The organism is Corynebacterium urealyticum DSM 7109 (genome assembly GCF_000069945.1).
GTDB lineage: Bacteria > Actinomycetota > Actinomycetes > Mycobacteriales > Mycobacteriaceae > Corynebacterium > Corynebacterium urealyticum.
Genome location: NC_010545.1, coordinates 680,569 through 694,597, shown reverse-complemented (window position 1 = coordinate 694,597; position 14,029 = coordinate 680,569). Strand labels below are relative to the sequence as shown.

14 protein-coding genes and 1 pseudogene are annotated in these 14,029 nt (G+C 63.1%); 9 read left to right on the top strand and 6 right to left on the bottom strand.

The annotated features are described in order from the left end of the window. Positions 1-126 precede the first annotated feature (126 nt). The 3 genes from CU_RS02885 to pth all read left to right on the top strand — a co-directional run bounded on the left by CU_RS02885 (position 127) and on the right by pth (position 2,831). Positions 127-1,080 carry a hypothetical protein gene (locus tag CU_RS02885; protein WP_012359832.1) on the top strand — a complete coding sequence of 318 codons (954 nt, stop codon included), beginning with the start codon at positions 127-129 and terminating at the stop codon, positions 1,078-1,080. Between the two features lie 327 nt (positions 1,081-1,407). Then, a complete protein-coding gene (locus CU_RS02880) occupies positions 1,408-2,046 on the top strand; it encodes a 50S ribosomal protein L25/general stress protein Ctc (RefSeq protein WP_012359831.1) in 639 nt (212 codons plus the stop codon). Positions 2,047-2,183: 137 nt separating this feature from the next. After that, positions 2,184-2,831: an aminoacyl-tRNA hydrolase gene (pth, locus tag CU_RS02875; protein WP_012359830.1), complete on the top strand. Its 648-nt coding sequence runs from the start codon at positions 2,184-2,186 to the stop codon at positions 2,829-2,831. A gap of 87 nt (positions 2,832-2,918) precedes the next feature. On the opposite strand, the gene CU_RS02870 is transcribed toward pth, so the two are convergent. Further along, entirely contained in the window at positions 2,919-4,406 is a 1,488-nt protein-coding gene (locus tag CU_RS02870) for a glyceraldehyde-3-phosphate dehydrogenase (protein ID WP_012359829.1), read from the bottom strand. Positions 4,407-4,554: 148 nt separating this feature from the next. After that, positions 4,555-5,529: a hypothetical protein gene (locus CU_RS02865; protein WP_012359828.1), complete on the bottom strand. Its 975-nt coding sequence runs from the start codon at positions 5,527-5,529 to the stop codon at positions 4,555-4,557. Positions 5,530-5,619: 90 nt separating this feature from the next. Here CU_RS02865 and CU_RS02860 point away from each other — a divergent pair, with 90 nt between their 5' ends. Then, positions 5,620-7,266, top strand: a complete 1,647-nt coding sequence (locus tag CU_RS02860) for a peptide chain release factor 3 (protein WP_012359827.1) — start codon at positions 5,620-5,622, stop codon at positions 7,264-7,266. Between the two features lie 109 nt (positions 7,267-7,375). Here the strand turns inward: CU_RS02860 and CU_RS02855 are convergent, their stop codons facing one another. Further along, on the bottom strand, positions 7,376-8,041 hold the full coding sequence (locus CU_RS02855; protein ID WP_012359826.1) for a membrane protein: 666 nt from the start codon (positions 8,039-8,041) through the stop codon (positions 7,376-7,378). Positions 8,042-8,090: 49 nt separating this feature from the next. After that, positions 8,091-8,966 (bottom strand): polyphosphate kinase 2, encoded by an 876-nt coding sequence (gene ppk2 / locus CU_RS02850; RefSeq protein WP_012359825.1) that lies wholly within the window; start codon positions 8,964-8,966, stop codon positions 8,091-8,093. A 332-nt stretch (positions 8,967-9,298) separates the two neighbouring features. On the opposite strand from ppk2, the gene CU_RS02845 reads away from it, so the two are divergent. Further along, a complete protein-coding gene (locus tag CU_RS02845; RefSeq protein WP_012359824.1) occupies positions 9,299-9,985 on the top strand; it encodes a TetR/AcrR family transcriptional regulator in 687 nt (228 codons plus the stop codon). Positions 9,986-9,991: 6 nt separating this feature from the next. On the opposite strand, the gene CU_RS02840 is transcribed toward CU_RS02845, so the two are convergent. Beyond that, entirely contained in the window at positions 9,992-11,077 is a 1,086-nt protein-coding gene (locus CU_RS02840; RefSeq protein WP_012359823.1) for an enoyl-CoA hydratase/isomerase family protein, read from the bottom strand. A gap of 84 nt (positions 11,078-11,161) precedes the next feature. Then, complete coding sequence (locus CU_RS02835; protein ID WP_012359822.1) at positions 11,162-11,485, bottom strand: putative quinol monooxygenase; 324 nt, start codon at positions 11,483-11,485, stop codon at positions 11,162-11,164. A gap of 449 nt (positions 11,486-11,934) precedes the next feature. On the opposite strand from CU_RS02835, the gene CU_RS02830 reads away from it, so the two are divergent. From CU_RS02830 to CU_RS02815, 4 genes and pseudogenes are all read left to right on the top strand, one after another. Continuing rightward, positions 11,935-12,366 (top strand): hypothetical protein, encoded by a 432-nt coding sequence (locus CU_RS02830; RefSeq protein WP_012359821.1) that lies wholly within the window; start codon positions 11,935-11,937, stop codon positions 12,364-12,366. A gap of 10 nt (positions 12,367-12,376) precedes the next feature. Then, positions 12,377-12,841 carry a hypothetical protein gene (locus CU_RS02825; RefSeq protein ID WP_012359820.1) on the top strand — a complete coding sequence of 155 codons (465 nt, stop codon included), beginning with the start codon at positions 12,377-12,379 and terminating at the stop codon, positions 12,839-12,841. 103 nt (positions 12,842-12,944) lie between these two features. Continuing rightward, a pseudogene (locus CU_RS02820) lies at positions 12,945-13,265 on the top strand (ImmA/IrrE family metallo-endopeptidase); the annotation flags it as partial. A 19-nt stretch (positions 13,266-13,284) separates the two neighbouring features. Then, positions 13,285-13,998 (top strand): hypothetical protein, encoded by a 714-nt coding sequence (locus CU_RS02815; RefSeq protein ID WP_012359818.1) that lies wholly within the window; start codon positions 13,285-13,287, stop codon positions 13,996-13,998. Positions 13,999-14,029: the final 31 nt, after the last annotated feature.

The window sequence follows — 14,029 nt, the reverse complement described above, 5'->3', positions numbered from 1 at the left end:
GGGTGTTTTGCTGTTGCAGGGCGGGTTTAGCAGGACCCCGAGCGACCTCTCAGCTAATCTTTAGCTTCGATCACGTTCCTTATGCCGGGCGGCCCCTGCCCCTCCCGGCATGCAGTGGAGGTTTCTATGCGCCGCTCCGCCATCCTCGCCGTCCTGGTCGCCGGTCTGCTCGCCCTGAGCAGTTGCTCCAGCATCCAATCCGATGACGACGCATCTGGCCCGCCGACGGTGACGGTGACCACCACGAAGCCGGGCAAGGCCCCGAAGCCGACGGGAGGCAAGGGCTCCGGGAAGTCCGGAGACCGCGCCGCAGGCGAGGAGCCAAGGAAGCACAGCGCCCGCGGCTACACGGAGATACCTAGGGAGAAGTTCCTCATCGGAGACGGCCGACAGGCAGTCTTGTACGTGAAGAACCTGAATGTTCTGTGCATTGACCTGAGCCGAAAAGAAGACGACGGAACTACCGCACAGTTCAGCTGCAGCAACCTGGAGGGTCAGTTACACGGAACATGGGATGTCCCAGCCGAGGAGGTCGACCCGATGCCCCAAAACTCAATGGCCTTGGACTACGGCCCCACTGGATACGCGTGGCAAGGGCGAGCAACCCTCGCCTCTCTCGGCGGATCCCTCACGGAGGAGCCGAGGGAACTCGCTCCCGGAGAGAAAACCACTTTTGGCACCGTGACCTGCAAAAATGATGATGGCGAGCTCGAGTGCGAAGCCAGTGAAAAAACCGGAGTGAAAAAGGGTGGCGGTCGACACTGGATGCGTATCACTAAGAAGCACGTGTACATCGATGGACAGAAGGAGCCCCTCGGTGGCTCGTGCGTCCCGCTCGAGGATCAACACGGGATGTACATCAAGGCAACCGTGAGTCGCGGGGGCAATAACTGCGAGACCATGCAGAAAACCCTTCAGGAGTTCATCGACAGCGGCTACCGGCGTCGTGCACCAGAAAAGCTCAGCACCGGATATAGCTGTGCACTGGGATATCCGAGGCTTGGTGGAAAGGTCCAAGGCTACTGCGTGGATCGAAGCTGGGGTCAGTACCGCGAGTTCACCCTCACCTTCGAGGATTAAATCCCTCCGATACCCCACAAGCGAAAACCACGCCGCGACCTGCCCCGAATCCCTCCCCGGAGGGGTTTGCGCCCACCACCTTCCAGCTTGTAAGATGTCGGTTGATCTCGGCGAGGGCTGGCTCTTAAACAAGCTGGCCGTTATCGGCGCGATGAACTACCCGGCCATGCGGCTTCCTTGTATTCGAGGGGCTTCACGTGGGCGGGGTGGACACCCGCCGCGAGAAACCGCGGCTTTTTTCTTTTCCGGTTAACGATCCCGGGCGAAGAGAAAAGCAGTGGCAACCGCAATATTTACACTTCAACTTCTTAACTCTAAGGAGCACTCATGGCTGAATTGACTCGTATCGAAGGCGTTCTGCGCACCGAGTTCGGTAAGGGCGCATCCCGTCGCCTGCGTCGCGACGGCCGGATCCCACTGGTTGTCTACGGCAACGAGCTGGACCCGGTCCACGTCCACGTCGATACCCTGGACCTGCACGCACTGGTCCGTAACGAGGGCGTCAACGCCGTGTTCGAGCTGAACATCGACGGCGAGGACAACCTGGTGATGGTCAAGGCCATCGACCAGAACGTCCTGACCCTGGACATCGACCACGCTGACCTGCTGAACGTCAAGCGCGGCGAGCGCGTCGAGGTCGAGGTTCCGGTCATCCACGAGGGCCTCCCGGCACCGGGTGCAATGGTTGTTCAGGACGTCGACGTCCTGCTGCTCGAGGTGGACGTCCTCGACATTCCGGAAGAGATCGTCCTGGACATCAACGGCCTGGAGATCGGCGAGCAGATCCTGGCGAAGGACGTCAAGATGCCGTCCAACGCTGTCCTGGTTTCCGACGCCGAGGAGCTCGTCATCAACATCGTCGAGCCGGAGGAGGAAGAGCTGCCTGAGGACGACGAGGCTGCTGCCGAGGGCGAGGACGCTGCTGCCGGCGAAGAGGCCGAGGCACCGGCAGAGTCCGAGGACTAATCCCCTCCCCTGCACGCCGACCGCTGAGTGCGAGCTCACGGCCGGGGTCGCAACTTTCACCCGCTGCGCCGGGCACGAGGTATGAACCATACCTTGCACCCCAGCGCGGCGGGTCTTTCTATGGAAGGATTCCAACTGTGTGTGGAAAGCTGAAGAACTCCTCCCCCAAGAGAACCCCGAAGTCGGCTGGCAGCGCGGATGCCCCGTGGCTCGTCGTTGGGCTCGGTAACCCGGGCGCCCAGTACGAGACCACGCGCCACAACATCGGCTACCTGGCGGTGGACGAGCTGCTGGATGATCTCACGCCCATGCCGGGCACGCTGAGTGCCCACAAGCGCACCAACTCGCTGATCTGCCAGACGAAGATCGACGGGCGGTCCGTCATCATCGCCCGGGCCCGCAGCTACATGAACCTCTCCGGTGGGGCGATCGGGGCGTTGGCGAAGTTCTTCAAGATCCCGGCCGAGCACGTGATCGTGATCCACGATGAGTTGGACCTCGACCCAGCGGCCGTGCGCATCAAGGTCGGCGGCGGGGAGAACGGCCACAATGGGCTGAAGTCCACCACCCAGGCGCTGGGCACCCGGGACTATGTGCGCATCCGGATGGGGATCGGCCGGCCCCCGGGGCGCATGGACCCGGCGAGTTTCGTGCTCAAACCCTTCAGCAAACAAGAGCTCGAATGGCTGCCACTATCCCTGGGGGACGCGGCGGACGCGGTGCGGCTCACCGTGAGCCGTGGGGTGGCGATCGCCCAGAATGAGATCCACGGGCGTAGCCGCTAGCAGGCAGACGTGAAAGGGCCCGCGACCACTATTCGGTCGCGGGCCCTCAGCTCGCTATGGGGCATAGCACAGCCCCGGGAGTGCTCCTTAGTCCAGGGCGTCCAGTGCGGTGCGGGCAGGCACCACGATGTGCTGGGCGCCGGCCAGCTGCTCGATGATGCGGACCACCTGGCAGGAGTAACCGAACTCATTGTCGTACCAGACGTAGAGCACCAGGTTCTTGCCAGCAGCGATCGTCGCGCGACCGTCGACGACACCAGCGTGGGTGGAGCCGACGAAGTCGGTGGAGACGACCTCCGGGGAGTCGATGTAGTCCACCTGTGGGCGCAGCTCGGAGACGAGCGAGACGTCGCGCAGGTAGTTGTTGACCTCGTCCTTGGTGACCTCGCGGGACATGCTGAGGTTCAGCACGGCCATGGAGACATCCGGGGTCGGGACGCGGATGGCGTTACCGGTCAGCTTGCCCTCGAACTCCGGCAGGGCCTTGGAGACGGCCTTGGCAGCGCCGGTCTCGGTGAGCACCATGTTCAGGGTTGCGGCACGGCCGCGGCGCTCGCCCTTGTGGAAGTTGTCGATGAGGTTCTGGTCATTGGTGAAGGCGTGGACGGTCTCGACGTGGCCGTGGTCCACACCCCACTTGTCATTGACGACCTTCAGCACCGGGGTGATGCCGTTGGTGGTGCAGGACGCGGCGGAGAGGATGCGGTCGTCCTCGGCGTCCAGGTCGACGTCGGTGTGGTTGATACCGAAGACGAGGTTCTTGATGTCGCCCTTGCCCGGTGCGGTGAGCAGCGCGCGTGCAACACCCTTGGCCTGCAGGTGCTGGCCCAGGCCCTCGCGGTCGCGCCACACACCGGTGTTGTCGACGACGATGGCGTTGTCGATGCCGTACTGGGTGTAGTCGATCTCGCCCGGCTTGTTGGCGTAGATGACCTGGATCGGGGTGCCGTTGGCCCAGATGACGTTGTTCTCCTCGTCGACCCAGATGGTGCCGTCGAAGCTGCCGTGGACGGAGTCGCGGCGCAGCAGGGAGGCACGCTTCTGCAGGTCGTCCTCGGAGTTCTTACGGACGACGATGGCGCGCAGGCGCGGGCCGGCCTTCTCGGAGCTCTGGGCGAGCAGGATGCGGGCCAGGAGGCGACCGATGCGGCCGAATCCGTAGAGGACGACGTCGGTGGTCGGGGTGTCACCGCGAGTACCGATGACGTCGGCGAACTGCTCCTTGAGGAACTCGTCGATGGCTGCGGTGTCCCCGAAGTCACCCCCCTTGTCCTCGAATGCGGTAGCCAGGGCACCAAGGTCTGCGGCGACGGTATTCAGGTCGAGCTCTGCGATGCGCTCGAGGATCGGCATGGTGTGCGCGATCGGCAGGTCGTTGTTGGTGATGCGACGTGCGAAGCGGTGCTGCTTCAGAATGTCGGTCTCAGCAACGTTGATGAGCTGGCGACCGAAGATGGACGTCACGACGTTCTTTTCGCGGCGGAGCTGCCCGAGCAGCGGGATCATCTTTTCCGCCAGGGCGACGCGCTCGTTCCAATCAGCTTGCTGCTTGTCGATGGACGCAGAAGCGGACATGAGACCTCCAAAAATTAAAGGGGTAACGATTAACCACCCTAAACCCTAATTGTCTTGGGGTTGAAAGTGGGATTCCACCCCTAGTGTTGCCCCTTTTTCTCGCTCCGTCTCCCCCAGGCCCGGCTCGACGACCCGCTTCCCCGGCGCGTTAGGAGTACTTCTTCGCCACTGCATTCTTGCGCAGCCTCAACAGCGTTAACGCAGGCCAGAGGATATCCACGGCAAGCACGACGGCGGCACATACCCAGCCTGCGGCCCGCAGTGTGCCCACCATCCCTGCGTACTCCGCGAGTTCAGGGACAGCCGGTGTGATTACGCCCACGTTCACCACAATGAGGCCGATAAGCGTCAGCAACGCGATCCCTCGCTGCAACCTCGCCATGCACGCAATGAGCTCCGGACCACGGGGCTGCCCAGGTGCCGAGGGGTCATAAAAGCTCAGCCAGTAGGAGACAACGAAGGCCACCAGCGCGAGCAGCGCCGCGAAAAGCGGGGTGCGGTAGACCTGCCCCAGTTCCCGGCCACTGTGTACATCGGTGTTCCACCACAGCACCACCCCGGCGGCGACCACCACACCGTAGGCGAAGATAAACAACCAGCCCGCGGTCTTCGGGTACACCAGCTGGTCAAAGGAGCGGGGCACGGTGCCGGGCTGCTGCTGATAGTGGGCGTACTGCTGGCGGGCTGATTCCGAGGCCGATGCCGTGTCCGCGAAGTCCGCGTCCTCGTCGCCGATCTCCCACCATCGCGAGAGCCGTCGCTCCTGCCGGATAGCCCGGCGTCCCCTCACCCAGAACCACAATCCTGCGCAGATCTGGATCCCGGGCAGCACCACACAGCCCCACAGCACCAGGCGGTGCGCCCCCTGCCCGAGCGCGACCAGCACCGCGATGGCGAACAGCAGCAGCACTCGCGTATTGGCCTTCTTGAAGTCAGACTTCGCGGCCAAGACAACGGGGTTGAGGCGCTTGATTCGAGGGATGCGCACGCCCAACATCCTGTCCTCCGAGGAGAGCACCAGCATGGAGCGCAGGGTCGCCCAAATCAGGATCATCAGCACGATCCCAAGTACTGCGGGCACGACCGTATCGATCGCGACGTGCTGGGGGTCAGTGCTGGACATGGTGTGAAAGTTTAGCCGACTGGCCCCGCCCCCTGCCCAGCGGCTGGAGGGATTCGGGCTGGGGCTTGTGGGGCGCTACCCTGGGTACTCATGAACGCCCACGCTGCTGCTGAAGCAACCCGACGCCGTACCTTCGCTGTCATCGCCCACCCGGACGCCGGTAAGTCCACCCTCACCGAGGCACTGGCGCTGCATGCCCACGTCATTCAGGAGGCCGGCGCGGTGCACGGCAAGGCTGGACGCAAGTCCACCGTCTCGGACTGGATGGAGATGGAGAAGGACCGCGGAATCTCGATCGGCTCCTCGGCACTGCAGTTCGACTACGCACCGGAGGGGCACGAGGGCGAGCCCTACGTCATCAACCTGGTGGATACCCCGGGGCACGCGGACTTCTCGGAGGACACCTACCGCGTGCTCTCCGCTGTGGACGCCGCAGTGATGCTCGTGGACGGCGGCAAGGGCCTGGAGCCCCAGACTCTGAAGCTGTTCCGGGTGTGCAAGGCCCGTGGGCTGCCCATCGTCACGGTGATTAACAAGTGGGACCGGGTGGGCCGGGACGCCTTGGACCTGGTGGAGGAGATTGTCAGCGAGATCGACCTCCAGCCCACCCCACTGTTCTGGCCAGTCGGCGAGGCTGGGGACTTCCGGGGACTCGCCCGCATCGACGAAGACGGCAACGCGGAGGAGTACATCCACTTCACCCGCACCGCCGGTGGTTCCACGATCGCCCCGGAGGAGCACTACACCCCGGATGAAGCCGCCGACCGTGAGGGGGATGTGTGGGAGACGGCCGTCGAGGAGGCCGAGCTGCTGGCTGCCGACGGCGCACTGCACGATCAGGAGCTCTTCCTGCAGTGCGTGACCTCGCCGGTGATCTTCGCCTCCGCGATGCTGAACTTCGGTGTGCACCAGATCCTGGACACCCTGTGCGCGCTCGCCCCATCCCCCGCCGGCCGGGCATCCGACGAGAAGACGCTGGCCGCCCAGTCCGGCGCCTCCGCCGCGGTGCAGGAGTTCCGCGATACCGGAGATGATTTCTCCGGCGTGGTGTTCAAGGTGCAGGCCGGCATGGACGCCCACCACCGCGACCGCCTGGCGTTCATGCGGATCATCTCCGGCGAGTTTGAGCGTGGCATGCAGGTCACCCACGCCCAGTCGGGCCGCAGCTTCTCCTCCAAGCACGCGCTGACCATGTTTGGCCGGACCCGCGAGACGGTGGAAAACGCCTATCCGGGCGACATCATCGGCCTGGTCAACGCGGGCGCGCTGGCCCCGGGCGACACGATCTACACCGGCAAGAAGGTGCAGTTCCCACCGATGCCGCAGTTCGCCCCGGAGCACTTCCAGACGCTGCGCGCGAAGTCCCTGGGCAAGTACAAGCAGTTCCGCAAGGCGTTGGAGCAGCTGGAGTCCGAGGGCGTTGTTCAGATCTTGCGCAACGACCTGCGCGGCGACGCTGCCCCGGTGATGGCCGCGGTGGGCCCGATGCAGTTCGAGGTGATGCAGGGGCGCATGGCCGCGGAGTACAACGTGGAGACCGTCACCGAGCCGGTGCCGTATTCGGTGGCCCGCCGCACGGATGAGGCCTCCGCCCCACAATTGGGACGCCAGCGTGGCGTGGAGATCTTCACCCGCGGCGATGGCGAGCTGATCGCCCTGTTCGGCGATAAGTGGAAGCTGGCCTTCATTGAGAAGGAGTTCCCGGATCTGACCCTGGAGACGCTGGTCGCAGACTAGCCTCGGCCTGGTGTGCATGGGCACGAGAGCAAGGCGCCGCCCAGCCGGTACCACGAACGGCCCCGCTGCTTTCCTGCAGCGGGGCCGTTGACGTCCTCAAAGAAGATTTTTACAGCAGCAGCGAGGCGCCGAAAAGAATGAGGACGGCGGCAACCAGGTAGCCGGCAGCCTTGGCCATCGCGGCTTTGCGTTCGCGCATAGCTGCCATCGCCGAGCCGAACGCACCGTTCGGGTAGGCCCGCACGAGGCCGACGAACACGGCGCTCAAGGCAGGGAGGCTGAGCGCCAGGCTGGCGTAGAAAATCAGCCCGACGTAGCGCAAGACCGCAGAATAGTCCCCGGCGGAGAGGTAAGCCAGGCCGGTGAAGAAGGGCGCTGAGGTTGCGGATTGGATCACGCCGAGCAGAAAGCCCAGGCCGAAGGTCGCGGCGGACGGGGTAGTCAGCGGTCCTACCATCCGGTTGAGCAGCTGGGACTGCTCGGCGCCTGGTTTGCTGCGCAGCGTCAGCACAAGGGTGAGAACACCGATAGCGATGAGCACGATGGCGAAGACCGGGGACTCCAGCGCGCGGGTCACCGCGTCGCCGAGCCCGTCGAACGCCAGCATGGTCACCACAGAAAGAACAAGCACGCCGAGCCAGTCCCCGCCCACCACAAGCGCGGCGATGCGCCGATAGGGCGCGGCGGGCGGCAGCATCACGCCGAGGGCGACGATGACTCCGATGAGCAGCGCGTTGAGCGAATCAACTAGCGCGAAGGAAACGGCATGCAGCATGACGCCCTAGGCTACTAGCACTTCGTCACCGCTACCCCATCGGCGGGTTTTAGGACTTCTTGGAGCCCTTGCCCTTGGGCTCTTCATCGACCTCGAGCTTGGCGGCGTAGTCCGGTACGTAGCGGAATTCCTCGCGCGGCGGGCGCTGGTAGTTGGACTCGGAGACCGGTCGCTCCGGGATCTCCGGCAGCTCGCGCTCAATGTGGTGGTACGGGATGGAATCCAGCAGGTGGGCGATGACGTTCACGCGGGAACGCTTCTTGTCCTCGCTCTCCACCGTGTACCACGGGGCAGATGGGATGTCCGTGTGGACGAACATGGCGTCCTTCGCGCGGGAGTAGTCCTCCCAGCGGGTGATGGACTGCAGGTCCATGGGGGAAAGCTTCCAGCGACGCAGCGGATCCTCGAGGCGAGAGGTGAAGCGCGCGTACTGCTCCTCGTCGGAGACAGAGAACCAGTACTTACGCAGGATGATGCCGTCCTCGACGAGCAGACGCTCGAAGATCGGGGCCTGGTGCAGGAAGCGGCGGTACTCGTCGGTGGTGCAGAAGCCCATGACGCGTTCCACGCCAGCGCGGTTGTACCAGGAGCGGTCGAAGATCACGATCTCACCGGCGGTGGGGAGCTTCTCAACGTAGCGCTGGAAGTACCACTGGCCCTTCTCGCGCTCGGTCGGCGCCGGCAGCGCCTCGACGCGGCAGGAGCGCGGGTTAAGGTACTGGGTGATGCGCTTGATAGCCGATCCCTTACCAGCGGCATCGCGCCCCTCCATGACGATGACGACACGGGCTCCGGTCTCGACGACCCACTGCTGCATCTCTACGAGCTCAGCCTGCAGGCGCTTGAGCTCCTTTTCATAAGCCTTCTTCTTCAGCTTCTTCGGGTGAGGGTTGTGCGGTCCCTGAAAGGTTATGGCATTGTTCATAGTTAATAGAATACTGGGAACAAGCTGATAACGTGCATTCTCAGGTGGCGCCTCGCCGTGATTTTGAACACCCGTTAGAACCCCTATGGCCGAACGTCCCTGACCGATGCACTCACCACCCCATCACTGGCACGCACGGCCCCTACAGCCCTACGAGCCACCCCCGCCACGGCGTAGCAGACAATGAAAGTTTCCTTATTCCATAGGGCAGCTACATATTCGGCTATCATTGATGAACAGAATTTCACGTAGTTTTGCACCAGACAGGGAAAATCCCTATAAGGTTTGCCCCGCACATAAGGGCAAGAAGCTAGTCATTTAGGTGGTTCGAGTTGAGCACAGTACAGAACAGCTCACGCACTCCCCTCGGCGGGGGCTCGGAGGGCCAGCGGCCGCTGGTCGTCGATGGCGCTGCGAAGAAGCTACGCACCTTGCGGGACCGGAAGAAGGCGGATACCCGTGACGCCCTCGCCCGTGCGGCGGCCGAGCTCATGCTCGAAGAGGGCTCCGACGGCGCCAGCATCCGGGCGATCACCCGGCGCGCCCGGGTGTCCTCCCGCACCTTCCACAACTACTTCCCCAACCGTGACGCGGCGTTCTTGTACTTCATCGAGACCTACGTGCACCAGATCGCCGGGTGGATCGATCGGACCGAGCCGGGACTGACCCCGGTACAGCTGCTACGCCAGATCACTCACGAGATTATGACCTCGGGGGAGAACCCGCTACCCGCGATCAACCTCGCGTCCTCCCTTGGCGAGCACATGACGGTGCAGATGGACCGCGAGGGCACGGGCGTGCTGCTCGAGCTTTTCGGCAGCCTGACCCACGCGGTGCACCGCTACTGCGATGGCTCGCTCAGCCTCGTCGAGATCCACCTGCTCATCAACGCGGTGACCGCGATGGTCAATGCCGCCACCGAGATCGCCAACAACCCGGGCTACGCCGGCGAAGAGGCGCTCGAGGACATCCTCAACACCGGCTTCAACCGCCTCGAGCGCGGTTTCGGCGCTAACTAAGCCGGGTTAGGACTCCAGCATCTCTCGCCACACGGCTGGGTCCACTTCGCCGGCATCCGCCGGCTCGAAGTGAGGCGACTGGTCCTTATCCACCAGCACCGCCCGAATGCCCTCCGGGAAATTGGGGTCGCGGCGCAGGGCAGCCCCAACCGCGAACTCGTTGCGCAACGCGGTGGCCAGGTCTGTGTGGCGGGCATGCCGCATGATCTCCGTGATCGCCACCAAGCTGGTCGGGTTCGCTTTCTTCACCGCCGCGCGCACGTCTTCGAGGAACTTCTCCCCCGCCTCATCTGGGGCGCTGGCCGCAGCTAGCGCCTTGTCGATCTCCAGCCAGGTCTCCCCACCGAAAATCTCGCTGATCAGCTGTGCATTCGCGAGGAGAGTAGAGGGCTCACCCACCGCGCCACCGGCCAAGGCCGTGGCCGGTTCCTGAGCATCCTCCCGGAGTGCCCGATCCAGGCCCTTCGCCCCCACCGCGTCGCCGAAGGCCTGCGGATCGGGCGCGAAGTGCGTGGCCAGCCCCGTGGCCAGCAGATCGGCGCTATTCATCCGCCAGCCGGTGGTGCCGAGGAACACAGCCAACGCCCCCGCCTCCGGGAGCTGCTCCGCGTACCCCTCCGGGGGCGTGAGATTGTTCAGGCGGTGGGTCATGCCGACGTCCGGAACGAAAGCGATCGCCGCCTCCGGCATCGCAGCCATCACCTTGGGTCCGACGACGCGATGGGAGCCGTGGGCGGAGATCCCGAAGCCGCCACCCATCACCACGCCCTGCCAGACGGCGACGATAGGCTTTGGGTAGGTAGCCAGGCGGCGGTTCAGCCCGTACTCCTCCGTAAAGAACTCGTCCCCGGACTGGTGGAAGCCGGCGGCGTCCTCCTCGGCCACGGATCGGACATCGCCCCCGGCGCAGAACGCCCGCTCGCTGCTGGAACGGATGAGGACCTGCTCGACGGCCGCGTCGTCCAACCAGGCATCCACGGCCTCACGGATCCCCGTGATCATCTCCGGATTGAGGGAGTTCAGCGCCTTTGGACGGTTGAGCTCGATGATGCCCGTCCGTCCTTCAACCACTGTGGAAATAAACTGCGTCACGATACCCACCCTTAGTTGATCGTTTTTTCGCTAGATATAGCTGTGGCGACGGGCCGGGTTTCCCGGCGCGCCGCCACGATAATTTTAGTCGACCTGGAACTCCGCCATGCGATCCCACTCAGTCTTGCCCGGGATCAGCGTGTTGATGATCTGCGGGGTCTCCTTGAGGATCTTCGGGAACAGTTCCGTGGCCTTTTTGAAGTGCTCGGAGTTCACGTGTGCCTCCGCGGCATCGTCCTCGAAAGCCTCGATGAGGATGTACTCGCTCGGGTCATCCGTGTTGCGGAACCAGTCGAACCAGAGGCAGCCCGGCTCCTTGCGGGTAGCCTCGGTGAACTCCGCGACGTGCTCGCGGAAGTTCTCCACGTACTCGTCCAGGGGCTTGAATCGAACATTAATGAGAATCATAATTTCGACGGTACTTGCCCACCTGCGGGTTCGCTATTTCTGCTGGTCAGGGGCGTACCACTAGTGCCACTGGTGCCGTGGTTATGGTCGCTATCGCACCGCGTGCGGGATTTTTGCGGGATTTTAGGCACGAAAGATCCTCCCCGCACTGGGCGCGATAAGGGTCTTTTGGGCGAACTACTGATTCAAGACGGCCTTAGTCCATGTCTTGGGCGCCCCCGTTTTCTCTTCCAGGCCGATGCACGAGGTAATGCAATGAAGTCAGTTAACCCCGGTCAATCTCATCGATCGACAGTAGAAGCATTATCTTCATCTCCTATTTCCTCGATTACCTGTAACCTAACCCCTAGTCATGCGACGGTAATTACTCTCACGCGGACACATGATCGCCCATATGGGTACCTAAAGATGTATTTGATGGGCAGGAAACTACACATTACGATTCCGGTGTGGATATCAAGCAGTGGCTGTCAGAAGCCGCCAAGCGCCCCATCTACGACCAAGACATCGCAAATGTTTTGGGCGTAACGCGCAAAACGGCCAACAAGCGGCTGAACGCTCAACTCGATGCAGGTGACCTCATCACAATCTGCCGCGCCCTCGACGTGAACCCCGTCATCGCTCTGGTGGAACTCGATTACATCACCCACGCAGAAGTTACGAACTACCTCGACTCTGACGGCGCCCTAGTCGCCACGGCTGAACCGGGTTATCTTGCACTAGAACTAGCTCGGAAGCTGAACCCCGCTACTCACGCCCCTCTCATCGACGAGCTAGAAGCGCGCAGCGCCACCCCGCACCTCCACGCCGTGGCGGATTTCAGCCCCGACGAAGACGCGCTACGCAACCCTCACCACGACGACCCCTTCGATACCCCATAAGGCAGCACCCATGACCAACCAAAAACACAACCCGGGCTACCCACCAACGACCCACAACCCGGGCTACCCACCATCGGCCCACCTCAGCCCGGCCACCGGAAACTCGTCGACAATGAGAATCCTTACGGCCGTCCTGCTCGCACTCCTCGCCCTCGCTGTAGCCACGGCCCTCAGCCTCTACTACGTCAAAACGAAGTCAGACGATCTCGATCTCGAACGCGCCAAAGCGGCCTGCATCGAAGATGTCGAAAAGCGCGCCAAGTACCCAGGTGGCGTTACCTTCCCCGACGACGGCCCCAAGCCGGCCACCGCCAACGACTGGCTAGACAGTCCCCGAACCTACACCGCAGAAGGCGTTGTGGACTTCCCCAACGGCTTTGGGACCCCCGTGCGGATGGAGTACGCGTGCACCGCTGACATTTACTCCGACGGAGAGGTCGAAAGCAGCAGCGCTCAAGTCTGGAAACAGTACTAACACGCCCCACCCCCGGGCACGGCCACGGCGAAGGAACGGTGAATGAACACCCCCACCTGCCCCTGACCTCCATGACCACGCCCGCGAACTTGGTTTACGCCTCGTACGCCACACGGGCGGGGCGAAGGGCTACTACCACCACAAGCCCCGCACGATCAGCACCAGACGCGGCATGAGTATCACCCAATATCGGTCCACGCTCGCCCACGAGCTGGGGCACGCGTACTACGGCGACGAGCCGACTGGCAACGGACACTACGACCAAGGACAAGAAGCCCGCACCGACGAGTACGCCGCCCGCCTGCTGATCCCCCGCGCGACCTTCGCTACGGCGTACCGGGGTGCTAAGGCGACCAGCAAGAACTCGCCGACGAACTCGCAGTCACCCAGCACCTACTCGCCGTCTACATGCGCCAAGCACTAACCCACTAGGAAGAAAAACCATGAAGGCCCGCATCATCCCAGCAATCCTCGCCGTCCCCCTCCTCATCGCAGGCTGCAGCTCCGAAGAACACAACATCGCCGACCCCCTCCCCATCACTTGCTACTCACACCTCCCCTGCGAGGGCGAACTCAAGATAGAAACCATCACCCTCGGCGGCTCCTGCGACTACGGGATGAAGGACTACGACCCTCGCACCATCAAACCCGGAAACAGCCTGCTTCAGATCAAGGGGCACTTCACACTTGACACCGCCGAAAACGGGTGGACGATGCTGGACGACCCCGCCACCATCAACAGAGACAGGGACACCGAGCCTCCAGCACAGGCCAACGTCTGCGACGACGCAGACTCCGGCTACGAGGACTGGAGCAGCACACTCGACGAGGGACACAGCATGAAGGTATACGGCTCCTGGGAAGTCGCCGAGAATACCGACTATGTCTACCTACTCGGGCAGAAAATCAAGGTCGAAGACATCAAACCTCTGGGAGAGGAACTTAAGAGTTCGACCCCTAGAGGCCTAGAAACCCCTGCGCCACAGCCAGAAGCTCCGGCACCGCAGCCGGAAGACGTAGGGCCACTGAACACGGAAAAGTTCGTGCCTAAGGGCGAAGTACCTATGTCCACCACCGGCAACATCGAGCACGACGCGACCGCAAATTTCTGGAAATGTATTCAGGCTGGTGGCACTGAAGAATCATGCCTCCAGTAGTGTTCCGCTTCCTCGCCACGAAAGCTCCCAT